Annotated in this window: 16 protein-coding genes; all 16 read left to right on the forward strand. The window is 66.1% G+C overall.

The annotated features are described in order from the left end of the window. Nucleotide 1: 1 nt before the first annotated feature. The 16 genes from M9921_07365 (at nucleotide 2) to M9921_07440 (ending at nucleotide 12,183) form a co-directional block, all read left to right on the forward strand. Complete coding sequence (locus M9921_07365) at nucleotides 2-1,165, forward strand: hypothetical protein (protein ID MCO5296659.1); 1,164 nt, start codon at nucleotides 2-4, stop codon at nucleotides 1,163-1,165. Beyond that, on the forward strand, nucleotides 1,162-1,767 hold the full coding sequence (locus tag M9921_07370; GenBank protein ID MCO5296660.1) for a flagellar basal body L-ring protein FlgH: 606 nt from the start codon (nucleotides 1,162-1,164) through the stop codon (nucleotides 1,765-1,767). The genes M9921_07365 and M9921_07370 overlap by 4 nt, the downstream gene beginning before the upstream one ends. Before the next feature lie 11 nt (nucleotides 1,768-1,778). Next, nucleotides 1,779-2,960 carry a flagellar basal body P-ring protein FlgI gene (locus M9921_07375; protein ID MCO5296661.1) on the forward strand — a complete coding sequence of 394 codons (1,182 nt, stop codon included), beginning with the start codon at nucleotides 1,779-1,781 and terminating at the stop codon, nucleotides 2,958-2,960. After that, entirely contained in the window at nucleotides 2,960-3,298 is a 339-nt protein-coding gene (locus tag M9921_07380) for a rod-binding protein (protein MCO5296662.1), read from the forward strand. The genes M9921_07375 and M9921_07380 overlap by 1 nt, the downstream gene beginning before the upstream one ends. A 2-nt stretch (nucleotides 3,299-3,300) precedes the next feature. Next, nucleotides 3,301-3,771, forward strand: coding sequence for a flagellar protein FlgN (locus tag M9921_07385; GenBank protein MCO5296663.1), 471 nt, complete (start codon nucleotides 3,301-3,303; stop codon nucleotides 3,769-3,771). A gap of 7 nt (nucleotides 3,772-3,778) precedes the next feature. Beyond that, nucleotides 3,779-5,167: a flagellar hook-associated protein FlgK gene (gene flgK / locus M9921_07390; GenBank protein ID MCO5296664.1), complete on the forward strand. Its 1,389-nt coding sequence runs from the start codon at nucleotides 3,779-3,781 to the stop codon at nucleotides 5,165-5,167. Nucleotides 5,168-5,187: 20 nt separating this feature from the next. After that, complete coding sequence (gene flgL, locus M9921_07395) at nucleotides 5,188-6,072, forward strand: flagellar hook-associated protein FlgL (protein ID MCO5296665.1); 885 nt, start codon at nucleotides 5,188-5,190, stop codon at nucleotides 6,070-6,072. Nucleotides 6,073-6,078: 6 nt separating this feature from the next. Continuing rightward, a complete protein-coding gene (locus M9921_07400) occupies nucleotides 6,079-6,537 on the forward strand; it encodes a flagellar assembly protein FliW (protein MCO5296666.1) in 459 nt (152 codons plus the stop codon). 53 nt (nucleotides 6,538-6,590) lie between these two features. Then, a complete protein-coding gene (csrA, locus tag M9921_07405; protein ID MCO5296667.1) occupies nucleotides 6,591-6,797 on the forward strand; it encodes a carbon storage regulator CsrA in 207 nt (68 codons plus the stop codon). Next, a complete protein-coding gene (locus M9921_07410; GenBank protein ID MCO5296668.1) occupies nucleotides 6,798-7,226 on the forward strand; it encodes a hypothetical protein in 429 nt (142 codons plus the stop codon). It begins immediately after the preceding gene. Nucleotides 7,227-7,236: 10 nt separating this feature from the next. After that, complete coding sequence (ribF, locus tag M9921_07415) at nucleotides 7,237-8,145, forward strand: riboflavin biosynthesis protein RibF (protein ID MCO5296669.1); 909 nt, start codon at nucleotides 7,237-7,239, stop codon at nucleotides 8,143-8,145. A gap of 1 nt (nucleotide 8,146) precedes the next feature. Continuing rightward, on the forward strand, nucleotides 8,147-8,638 hold the full coding sequence (locus tag M9921_07420; protein MCO5296670.1) for a hypothetical protein: 492 nt from the start codon (nucleotides 8,147-8,149) through the stop codon (nucleotides 8,636-8,638). Nucleotides 8,639-8,757: 119 nt separating this feature from the next. Beyond that, the gene (locus M9921_07425) at nucleotides 8,758-9,030 is read left to right on the forward strand and encodes a hypothetical protein (protein MCO5296671.1); all 273 of its coding nucleotides are present in this window, start codon (nucleotides 8,758-8,760) and stop codon (nucleotides 9,028-9,030) included. 85 nt (nucleotides 9,031-9,115) lie between these two features. Further along, nucleotides 9,116-9,964 carry a deoxyribonuclease IV gene (locus M9921_07430; protein MCO5296672.1) on the forward strand — a complete coding sequence of 283 codons (849 nt, stop codon included), beginning with the start codon at nucleotides 9,116-9,118 and terminating at the stop codon, nucleotides 9,962-9,964. Between the two features lie 27 nt (nucleotides 9,965-9,991). After that, the gene (locus M9921_07435) at nucleotides 9,992-11,353 is read left to right on the forward strand and encodes a phosphomannomutase CpsG (GenBank protein ID MCO5296673.1); all 1,362 of its coding nucleotides are present in this window, start codon (nucleotides 9,992-9,994) and stop codon (nucleotides 11,351-11,353) included. 56 nt (nucleotides 11,354-11,409) lie between these two features. Then, entirely contained in the window at nucleotides 11,410-12,183 is a 774-nt protein-coding gene (locus M9921_07440; GenBank protein ID MCO5296674.1) for a type II secretion system GspH family protein, read from the forward strand. Nucleotides 12,184-12,192: the final 9 nt, after the last annotated feature.

The raw sequence follows: 12,192 nt of genomic DNA on the forward strand, positions 1-12,192 counted from the left end.
CATGACGCTTCTCGCTCTCTTGCCAGCCCTGATCCTCGGCGCCGCGCACGTGGACGTGCGCGTCGATGGGGACGGCTACCTCCGCTTCGTGCGCGACGGCCGCGTCGCCTACGCCAAGCAAGCCGTGCTCGAAGCGCGCGACGGCAAGCTGTGCCACGTGTCGGGCCCCGCGATCCTGCCCACGATTCGAGTGCCCGAAGGCGCCGAGGCGATCTCGGTCGATCTCGAGGGCCGCGTGAGCTGCACCGCCGCCGGGCGGACCAGTGAAGTCGGCCGACTGGTGCTCGCGTTGTTCGAGGGCGGCACGGCGATGCGCGAAGTGGACGGGCTGCTCGTCTCGCCCGACCGTCCCCACGTGGGCAACCCCGGCGAAGGGACGTGCGGCGTGATCCGCACGGATGGAGCCGCGGCGACGACCACGACGGCGGCCCCGCAGCGGACCGCGACGCCCGCCCCTGCGTACTCGGGCAAGGGTGCCACGATCGTCGTGCGGCCGCAAACCGAAGTCTCGGGCGGTGCGATTCTGCTCGGCGACATCGCGGACATCCAGGCCGCGCCCGAGCTCCTCGACTCGCTCCGACAGGTCGTCCTTGGCGACACGCCTCCGATGGGCGTGCCGCGGATCCTCGATCGCGACCGGGTACTGACCCGTCTCCGCGCCGCGAAGATCGAGACGGCGGACCTCCTCCTCACGGTGCCCGAGAAGGCCGAGGTGCGGCGGCGTTCGGCGAAGGTCACCAACGCGGAGTTCATCGACGCCGCGGCCCTTTACGCGAGACAGCAGTTGAGCTCCGAAGTGGCGCTCGAATCCAAGGACGAGTATCCCGAGATGGCCGTGCCCGAAGGCAAGCTCGAGCTCCGGGGCACGTCGATGACGCAGTACGGCGCGACGATCAGCGTCGTGGTGGCGGCCGTCGTGGACGGCAAGCCCGTGCGCTCGCGCACGGTTCGGTTCACGGCGAACCTCGCCGAAGCGGGGGTGCGCCAGGGTTCGGCGGTGAAGGTGCTTTTGAAGAGCGGGGGCGCGGTGGTCGAAGTTACCGGGACCGCGCGCAAGACCGCTTTGGTGGGACAAAGCGTGGAGGTCGAGGTGAAGCTCGACCAGCGCACGACGCACGTCGGAGTCGTGACGGCTCCGGGCGTGGTGGAGGTGAAGCTTTCATGAAGACGTTGATGCTGGGCTTGGCGCTGGGCTGCGCGGGATGGAGCGCGGCGCAGGGCTGGACCGGCGGAGTGGACGACCAAAACCCGGGCTCGCTTTGGAATCGATCGAGCCGCAACTCGTTCATGGACCGCACGGCCAAGCAGGAGGGCGACCTCCTCACCATTCTCATCCGCGAAGTCTCTAGCTCGAGCTTCGCCGCACAGACGACGACCAGCAAGTCGGACTCCAACACGATCACCAAGGCCCTCGGGCCCCTCATCCAGTCGCTGATCCCAGCGGCGTCGACGAGCGGATCGGGGAGTTCGGCCGGCAAGGGCTCGACTTCGCAGACCGGAAGCTTCACGGCGCGCATGACCGCCGTGGTGAAGCAGGTGATGCCCAACGGGAACCTCGTGATCGAGGGCACGCGCTGGGTGCATATCAACAAGGACACGCAGGTGTTTACACTGACCGGCATCGTGCGCCGAGACGACGTGCGCAGCGACAACACGATCTTCAGCGAGCAGATCGCCGAGGCGGAGATCAAAGCCACGGGATCGGGCGCGATCTCGGACCGGCAGCGCCGCGGCATTCTCACCCGCCTCTTGGACTGGCTTTTCTGATGGTGCAACCGATGAAGAACTCGATGGTGTTACTCGTTTTGGCCGCGCTGGTCGCTTCGGCGGCCGGCCAGGCGGTCTCGAAAGAGCCCCCCGCGCAGGACCCGGGCGCCGCCCAGCGCGCGGCGATCCAGAACGCCGAGCAGATGGGCATCGAAGTGCGCATCAAAGACATCGCCCGATTCCGCGGCGTGCGTTCGAACCAGCTCTTCGGCTTCGGCATCGTCGTGGGCCTCGCAGGCAACGGCGACACGAAGAAGACCCCGTTCACGGCGACCCTGATCGCCAACGCGCTCAAGGACGCGGGCACGACCTCGGACCCGAGCACGTTCGGGCTCAAGAACGTCGCCGTCGTCTCGGTGACCGCCGAGCTGCCTCCGTTCGCCATGCCCGGCAACCGGATCCCGGTCACCGTGCAGTCGATCGGCGACGCGAAGACGCTGCAGGGCGGCTCGCTGCTCCCCGCTCCCCTCTATCCGGCGGGCAACAAGGAGACGGCTTACGCCGTGGCGTTCGGCGAACTGAGCATCGGCGGCTTTTCCGCCGAAGGGGGCGGAAGCTCGGTCTCGAAGAACCACCCCACGGTCGGCATCATCCCCGACGGCGGGTTCGTCGAGGCCAGCGTGCCCACGAAGACCGTGTTCGCGGACGGCTCGATGTACCTCGAGCTGAACGACGCCGACTTCACCACGGCCGCACGGCTCGCCGAGAAGTTGCGCGAGAACCTCCCGCAGTACCAGGCGTTCGCGATCGACGGCGGGTCGATCCGACTCACGCTGCCCGACGGCGTCAGCCCCGTGCGCGCCATGGCGGAGATCGAGGGACAGAAGTTCTTCGCCGACACCGTGGCCGTCATCGTGATCAACGAGCGCACCGGCACGATCGTGGTCGGCGGGAACGTGCGCATCGGGCCGGCGATGGTCGCCAAGGGGAGCTTGAACGTGCGGATCGATCGCGAGACGATCGTCAACCAGCCCAACACGCCGTTCACGAAGGGCCAGACCGTCGTGACGAACCAGACGACGGTCAATGCCGGCGAGGACACGGCCCAAGTGGCGCTGATTCCGCCGTCGACCACCGTCGGGGACCTCGCGCGGCTGTTCCAGACGCTGAAGGTGAGCCCCACGGACGTCATCGCCATCCTCGAAGCCCTCCAGGCGCAAGGCGCCCTGAAGGCGAGGATCAAGGTGCAGTGATGCGGCTCGACGCGATGCTCCAGGTCGGCGAGGCGGTCCACATGGCCGCCCCCGAGTTCGCGAAGCTCAAGCGCGCCACGCAGCAGATCGAGGCGATGTTCTTCAAGGACATGCTGGCCACGATGGGTGCGGGCAAGGCGGACTCGAGCGGCGGGGGGTTCGGCGCCGACATCTACAAGGACATGTTCAACCAATCGCTTTCAGAGACGCTGTCGCAGCGCGGCTCCCTCGGCATCGGGCAGATGATCTACCGGCCGATGGGCAAGGCCCTGCTGGGACAGCAACTGATGAAACTCCATTTGAGCGGCGGCGCGGAGCGCATCGACCGCAAGGAATAACTATGAAGACAAGAGAACTCCAAACCCTGTGGTGGGACTGGCTCGGCACCTCCGAGAGGCTGCTGCGCTCCCTCCACGAGCAGACCGCCGCGCTCACGCTGCGGGACGTCGCCCGCGTCGAGCGGATCCAGCCCGAAGTGGACCAGATGCTCGAGCGCATGCGATCGATCGACACCAACGCTGCGGCGTGCGCCCAGAAGCTGGCCGTTGAGATGGAGACCGAACCCTCTCTTCGAGGCTTGGTGCGCGTGCTGGAAAAGGCCGAAGCGCAGCAGGTCCAGTCGATCGCGAACCGCGTCACCGTGGCCGCACGCAACGTGCAGCACGTGATCAAGAAGAACCAGGCGCTCATCGAGAACGAGATGGTGTATCTGAACGGCACCCTCACGCTGATCGCCAGGACCGCGACGGAGGCGCAAGGCCCCTACAAGCCGTCGGCACATGCCGCCGTGCTCGTGGACCAGGCCGCGTAACAACGCCATGCCCTCTCCCTTCCAAGGAATCGACATCGCCACGCGGGCCCTGCGGGCGTTCCAGCGCCAACAGGAGGTCGCCGGCAACAACGTCGCCAACGTCAACACGCCCGGCTACTCGCGGCAGTCCGCAGACCTGTCCGCCACCCGGGGGCTCGACGTGTACGGCGTCCAGCACTACACGTTGGGAACCGGCGTTTCGGTCACGACGGTCAACCGCATCCGAGACCTCTTCCTCGAGGGTCGGATGCAGACGGCCCAATCGGATCTGAGCCGCCTCGGCACGATGGCGGACAACCTCGCGCGTGTCGAACCGATGTTGAGCGATTCCGCGGGCGGAGGGGTTTCGACCGCTCTGAACCGCTTCTTTTCGGCCTGGTCGGGGCTTGCGAGCGGCGCGAACGATCCGGCCGCACGGCTCGAGGTTCAGCAGTCCGGTGCGTCCCTTGCGATGCAGATCCGGTCGACGTACCAGCAGCTTTCTTCGCAGGAGGCGCAGATCTCGAACGACCTGTCGTCGAACGTCTCCCAGATCAACGAGCTGACGCAGCACATCGCCGCGCTCAACAACGAAATCCGGTCGAAGCTCGGCGCGGGGATCACACCGAACGAGTTGTTGGATGCCCGCGACCTTGCCGTCGGGCAGCTCAGCAATCTGGTGGACGTCCGCACCGTGGACCAGCCGGATGGATCGATGAACGTCTATATCGATCAGTACACGGCGGTCGAGGGCAAGGTCTCGCGGCCGATCCCGGCGACGATCGATCCCGGCACGTCGAGTTTCACGGTCGACGGCAAAACGTACACGGTGCGGGGAGGGACGCTCGCGGGCCTCGCCCAGAGCCAGAACAACCTCGCCGCCTATCGAGGATCGCTCGACACCCTGGCCAACACGCTTCGGACCGAGGTCAACGCCCTGCACCAGACCGGTATCAACAAACTGGGCAACACCGGGGTCAACTTCTTCAACGACGCCACGCCCCCCGACCCGCAAACGGGCGCCGTGGACTTCAACCTGAGCGCCGAGGTGGCGGGAAGCCTCGATGCCATCGCGGCGGGCACGAGCGGGGCCGCGGGAGACGGCGGCGTGGCCCTCGCGCTGTCGAGGGTCCGCGACCAGTCGATTCCCGCGCTGGGCAATCGCTCTCCCACGCAGTTCTACGGCGATCTCGTGTCGTCGGTGGGTCGCGACGTCGCGTTCTATCGCGACTCGGCCGACACCCAGACGTCGGTGGTGGATCAGATCGAGCAGCAGCGCCAATCGGTGAGCGGCGTGTCGCTCGACGACGAGATGGCGGACATGCTCCGTTTTCAGCGCAGCTACCAGGCCGCGGCGAAACTCCTCTCGGTTTTCGACCAGATGACCAATGATTTGATTAACATGCTGAACCGCTAACCGCAGAATTGCCAGGAACCATGAGAATCAGCACCGCCTACCAATACGACCGCTACTCGTCGCAGATCGCGTCGAGCCAGGCGCGGTACATGGAGGCCCAGATGCGCGTCTCGACCGGCAAGCGGATCAACAAACCCAGCGACGATCCGTCGGGCGTGTCGACGATCCTCAACGTGAAAACCCTTCAGGCGGCGACGAAGCAGTACGCGAAGAACGTGCAAACGGCCAAGGGGGTGCTCGGCTTCACCGAGTCGGCCCTCTCGGAGGCGGCGACGATGACCCGCAGAGCCTACGAGCTCACCCTCAGCGCGGCGAACTCCACCACGACCCAGCCGGCGCGCGACGCGATGATCCAGGAGATCGAGCAGATGCAGCGCAATCTGGTCGACCTGGCGAACACGCAAGGGCCCAAGGGCGAGTACGTGTTCGGCGGCCAGAAGAACGACGCCCGACCCTTCACCGTCACGGGCTCGACGCTTGTTTACAACGGAGATTCCGGAGACATCCTCGTCGAGACCGGCGCAGTCGAGACGATGACCGTCAACTCCAAAGGCGATCCCCTTTTCACCAACGCCTATGCGGAGCTCGAGAGCCTGAAGGCGGATCTCAGCGGAGGCAACATCCCCGCGCTGAGCGGCGTGCACGTCGGCGCGATCCAAGACGTGCTGAACCAGATTCAACAGGAGCGCGGCGTGGTAGGCGCCAAACTCCAAACGGTCGACGATCTGACTTCGCGCTACACGCGGATGCAGGACGACTTCACCAAGCACATCGCCGACGTCGAGGAAGTGGACGTCGACCAGGCGATCGTCCAATACCGCCTCGCAGAAACTGCGTACTCGGCGGCACTCCAGGTGGCCAGCCAGGGATTCAGGCTCAGCCTCATGGACTTTATCAACGGATAAGCACACATGAGCACAACGCAATCCCGATTCGGACCCATCGACTACCACGAGAGCGATCTCGTCACGCTTTCCGACGGCCTCGTCGGCTTTTCCAATCTCACGCGCTTTCTCATCCTCGAGCACAAGCCCGGCAGTCCCTTCCGTTGGCTGCAATCGATCGACGAGCCTGCGACGGCCTTCCTGGTCGCCGATCCGTTCCACTACGTGGCGGACTACGCGCCGACGCTGACCGACACGCAGGTGGCGGTTCTCGGACTGACGCCTGAGACGGCGACGCTGATCTTCGCGACGGCTTCGATTCCGCGCGGCAAGCCGGAAGAGCTGAAGCTGAATCTCGCGGGGCCCATCGTCATCAACGCTGAGACGCGGATGGGGCGTCAGGTCGTCTTAGAGGACGAAGCGTATACTACTCAACACCGGGTGTTCCAAACGGCCGATCAAAACGACACGAGCGCAGCAGCCTAGTCCGCGGCGTTCGCGAGTCCTGACCAGCCAACAGCCACGGAGGGCGCACAAGCATGCTGGTGCTCACGAGAAAAATACAACAGAGCATTATGATCGGCGATGAAGTTGAGATCGTCGTTCTCGAGGTTCGCGGAGAGCAGGTTCGGCTTGGCATCCGCGCACCCAAGAACGTCACGGTCCACCGCAAGGAGATCTTCGAGCAGATCCACGAGGAGAACCGCGAGGCGGCCGACGTCGACCCCAAAGACGTGCCCGACTAGATGACGGCCAACGCGCGCCTCGTCACCTCGTCCTTTCTGGCGGCCGTTCTGTTCTTGTGCAGCGCGGGCGTCGTGGTGTTACAGCCTGCGGGAATGGGTGCGGACACGCTACGGGGCTGGCTGTTGGCGCTTGCGGTTCCCCTCTCGGCCTCGGCATCGTTGCCCCTCCTCAGCTCGCTCTTCCCCTCGCTGGTCCCCGATGGGCGCTTCCGCTTCCCTTTGAATCTGACTTGGCCCGCGGTCCACGGTGCGTTGCTCGTCGCTTTTGCGGCCCTGTACGGAACGACCGGGGTGGGCGTCGTCGCCGTCCCGGAACCGCTTCAGGGCGCGGTCTCCTGGTCGCAGCCGGGCCGGTGGGGCGTTTCGGTCGCGGTTCAGATCGTCGTGCTGACGGCGGCGCTCCTCGCCGGCGGACGGAGACGTCGGTAGAATCGCTCCCATGCGGGTCCATTTCGGCCTGGAGCAGCTAGCCGCGGAGTGGGACGCCGCCGTCGGGTGCGTCGGCACGTTCGATGGAGTGCACCTCGGGCATCAGGCGGTCATCGGCCAGGCGGTCGCGCGGGCCCGGGAACACCGGCTTCCCTGCGTCTTGGCGACGTTCGATCGCCACCCTCTTGCAACCTTGGCGCCCGATCGCTGCCCGCCGACCCTGGCCACGATCGGGGCCAACCTCGGCTGTTTCGAGCGCCTGGGCGTCGACGTGGCGCTGGTGCTTCCCTTCGACCGCGCCATGAGCGAGATGCCCGCAACCCGGTTCCTGGAGGACGTGCTCCAGGGTGCGCTGCGGGTGGACCGCATGGTGGTCGGCCACGATTTCGCCTTCGGGCATGGACGCGAGGGGACTTCGGCGTGGCTCGCTCCGAGGCTCCCGACGGAGACCGTGCCTCCGATGCTGGTCGACGGCGAGCGGGCGAGCAGCAGCGCGATTCGTGCGGCGATCGCGGAAGGCTCGGTCGAGGCCGCGGGAAGGATGCTCGGCCGGCCCTACGCGCTGGAAGGCGTGGTGGTCGCGGGCGAGCAGCTGGGGCGCCGATTGGGATATCCCACCCTCAACCTGGCGCGCTCCTCGAACCAGGTCGTTCCGGCTCACGGCGTCTACGCTGGTTCGTGCGGGACGCCACTGGGGGAGTATCGCGCGGCGGTTTCCATCGGCGTCCGCCCCGCGGTCGGAGGGACCCGCCGAACGATCGAGGCGTATCTTCTCGACTATCCAGGTGAGAGCCTCTATGGGCGCCCGGTCGAGCTGGCGGTGAGCCGCAGGCTGCGGGGCGAGCAAGATTTCGCGTCCCTGGAAGCGCTCGTCGAGCAGATCGCGCGCGACGTCGAGAACGTCGCGACGGGAGGCTGAGATGCAAAGGTCAACCAAACTCGTTGCGGGAATCGTGGCCCTCTTGGTGGTGGTCGGCGTGCCCGCGCTGAAGGTCTATCCCGGGCCCAGCGAGCGCGAACGGATCGCCGTGGCCCTGGACGAATCGCTTCGTGCCAGCAAGGAGGGGCGCCCCGGGGGCGTCCTGGAGTACCTGACCGATCAGTTCCGCATCAACGAAGAGAGCCCGGGGACGCGCAACCAGATCGCCAAGCTGATTCGGGACAGTCGGCCGGACGTCGTCGTGGAGAACCGCGAGCCGGAGATCTTCGGGGACCAGGCGAAAATCGTCTCGGACGTCGAAGTCAAAGCGTCGTTTCTGGGCCAGTCGTTGAACCAGCGGTTCGGCAATGTGACCCTGGTCTTCAAGCGCGAGCCGACCCGCAAGTACCTCGTGTTTCCAACCCACACGTGGAGGTTGGACCAGGTGTTTCTCCCGGAGGGCCAGGTCGACGCTCTGAGAGAGGGATTCTAACCTGGAAGGGGGCTTTTGGGCCTGACATTTGGACCTGGTAGGGTTCGGTGGTATATTAGCCCCAGTTCCCGTTGGTGGAACGGCGGTAGCTCAACGCCGCTCACAGGAGGTTACGAAAAATGAAGAAATGGATTGCTCTGCTGTTCGCAGGCGTTCTGATGTCGTCGGTGATGCTCGGCTGTGCCAAGGCCGAGGAAGGTGACACGACCGGTGGCACGACCACCACGACTCCGGCCGAGGGTGCTGCCACCCCGCCCGCCGAGGCCACTCCGGCGCCGACCGATGGGACTGCAAACACCCCGCCGGCCGCCGATGGTGCCGCGGCTCCCGCCGATGGCGCCGCCGCTCCGGATGGCGCCGCCGCTCCCGCCGAGGGCGGAACGACCGGCTAACGTCTGACGTCCACTCGACCGAGAAGCGTCCGCGCTCCCAGCGCGGGCGCTTCTCTTGTTTTGCGGTGGCGGTAACCTGCCCGCAATGCCAGCCCAACTCCTTGGCGCCCACATGCCCATCAAGGGCGGAGTCGGCAACGGACTTCGCGCAGGCAAGGCCATCGGGTGCAGCGCCGTGCAGGTCTTCACCTCCAGCCCGCGCCAGTGGTACTGCGCGCCGGTCGAAGAGGAGAAGGTCCGCGATTTCGCCAAGGCCCGCCAGGAGACCGGGATCGACTCCGTCGTCAGCCACGACAGCTATCTCGTGAACCTGTGCGCGCCCGACGAGGCGCTCGCGGCCAAGAGCTATCGCGCGCTCAAAGAGGAGATCGAACGGTGCGCGCGCTACGGGATTCCGTACGTCGTCTCGCACATGGGCGCGCACAAGGGCGCGGGCGAAGCCGAGGGCCTGTTGGGCATCGCCGAGGCCGCCCGCACGCTGCTGGACGAGACCCCCGACTCGGTGACGCTGCTCATGGAAACCACGGCGGGCCAAGGCACCGACCTGAACTGCCGCTTCGAACATCTGGCGGTCGTGCTCGAGCAGTGCGGCGCGCCCGAACGGTTGGGGGTGTGCCTCGACACGTGCCACGTCTTCGTCGCGGGGTACGACCTGCGAACCCCCGAGGCGTACGAGCGCACGTTCGCCGAGTTCGAGCGGCTCGTCGGCATCGACCGCCTCAAGGTGATCCACTGCAACGACAGCAAGCGCGAGTTGGGCTCGCGCGTCGATCGGCACGAGGCCATCGGCGAGGGCTGCTTGGGCGAGGAGGCGTTCCGACTGCTCGTGAACGACCCGCGCTTCGAGCGCGTTCCCATCCTCCTCGAGACGCCGGGCGACGAACAGGAGCACAAACGCAACCTCGACCGCCTGAAGGCCCTGCGCGAAGCGTAGGGCGAACGATCGGGTATCACCCTCCGCATGGGCCAGTGGTTGCCTTGCTTCAAGGCTTACGACGTGCGGGGGAAGGTCCCCAGCGAACTCGATCCCGATCTCGCATATGCGATCGGAAGGGCCTATGCCGACAACACCGGGGCCGCCAAGGTGTGCGTTGGCTACGACATTCGGCTTTCCGGTCCGGACCTCGCCGACGCGCTTGCCCGCGGACTGAACGACGCGGGGGTGGATGTGGTGCGGCTGGGGCTGGTCGGCACCGAGATGGTGTACTTCGCGACGGCCTACTACGGTTTCGACGGCGGCGTGATGATCACCGCCAGCCACAACCCGCCGGAGTACAACGGCATGAAGATGGTGCGCGCCGAGAGCCGGCCCATCAGCGGCGACACGGGGCTGCTCGACATCGAGCGGAGGGCGTTTGAGAAGCGGTGGGAGCGCCAAGGGAACGGGTCCATCGAGGCTTTGGACTGCTACGCGGATTTCGTCGCCCACCTGCTCAAGGTCACCCGGTCCGAGGGGAATCTGAACCCCCTGAAACTGCTCGCAGATCCCGGAAACGGCGCGGCGGGATTGGCCTTGGACGCGCTGCTGCCATTTCTCCCGCTCGACGTCGAGGTCCTACGCGGCGAACCCGACGGCCGATTTCCCAACGGCGTCCCGAACCCGATCCTCGAGGAGTCGCGCGCGCCGACCGAGGCGCGCCTGAGGCAAGCCCGCGACGCAGGCAAACCCTTCGACTTCGGCGTGGCATGGGACGGCGACTACGACCGTTGCTTCTTCCTGGACGGCGACGGCCGGTTCATCGAGGGTTACTACATCGTGGGACTGCTCGCCCAGGCGCTGCTCAGCGAAGATCCCAACCAGACGGTGATCTACGATCCGCGGCTCACGTGGAACACGCTCGACATCGTGGGTCGGCTCGGGGGCCGGGCGGTCGTCTGCAAGAGCGGCCACGCCTTCATCAAAGAGAAGATGCGCCTCGAGGACGCCAGCTACGGCGGGGAGATGAGCGCGCACCACTACTTCCGCGATCACTGGTACTGCGATTCCGGCATGATCCCAATGCTGCTGGTGGCCAAGCTGGTCTCGCGCAGCGGCTCGTCGCTCGCCGAGCTGGTCGATCAGATGATCCGCAGCTATCCGTGCAGTGGCGAGATCAACTCGACGGTCGCCAGCGTGCCCGAAGTGCTCCGGCGCGTCGAGGCCGAGTATGCCGACGGCTCGATCGACCACTTGGACGGCCTGAGCGTGGAGTTCCCGCAGTGGCGGTTCAATCTTCGGGGTTCGAACACCGAACCCGTGATCCGGCTCAACGTCGAGACCCGCGGCGACGAGGCGTTGCTCCGAGAGAAGGTCGACGCCTTGCTCGCCTTGATTCGCGCCTGAACCGGCAATCTTCCCGGGCGGAAGCCGCGCCGCGGCGCCAACCATAAGGGGAGACGATGGTACGTCGCGCCTTCACTTTGATGGAGCTGATGATCACTGTGAGCATTATCGCGGTGCTCTCGGCGATCTCCGTTCCCGCGCTCGTCTCGGTACGCGACGCCGCCTACCAGTTCGCGGCCGTGCAGTCCATCCGGGGCCTGATGATGGCCACGAACCTCTACACGGCCGACAACGACGACACGTTCCCGCTGGCGACCTACGCCTCGGCCGAAGGCACGGTGGCGTGGTTTGGCGCCCAGGATACGTCCGGAACCTACGATCCCAAGCGTGGACTCCTTGCCCCGTACACCCAGGGAAGGCCCGCGCTCGACCGCTCGTTCCAGGCGCTCGACTACATGGGGGACCACTCCGGCTTCGGCTACAACTGGGGCTACCTCGGCAGCGATTTCAACCTCACGGAGGACTACCGGGGCTTCCCGAACAGCCGCAACCCCGCGCATGCCTCCGAGATCGAGCGGCCGAGCGAGACCGTCGCTTTCGCGACCAGCGCTTTCTTCTTCGCGCCGTGGCTTCCGGGAGGCGACGGCAAGACGTACGATTTCGGGTTCATCGACCCTCCGAAGTTCTGGTACGGGAGGCCCAACGTCGACTTCCGGTTCGGAGGAAAGAAGGTGGTCGACGAGGGGACCCAGACCGTCACCCCGCATGGGAACGCGGTCTTCCTGAACGTGGACGGTTCAGTGCGCGTCCTCAAGATCGAAAAGGTGAACGACGCGATGTTCCGACGCGCCGGGCCGGCGGCGGAGGACGATTCCGGAGACGGGTCCTAACGCGCCCCC

The organism is Fimbriimonadaceae bacterium, from assembly GCA_023957775.1.
Taxonomy (GTDB): domain Bacteria; phylum Armatimonadota; class Fimbriimonadia; order Fimbriimonadales; family Fimbriimonadaceae; genus JAMLGR01.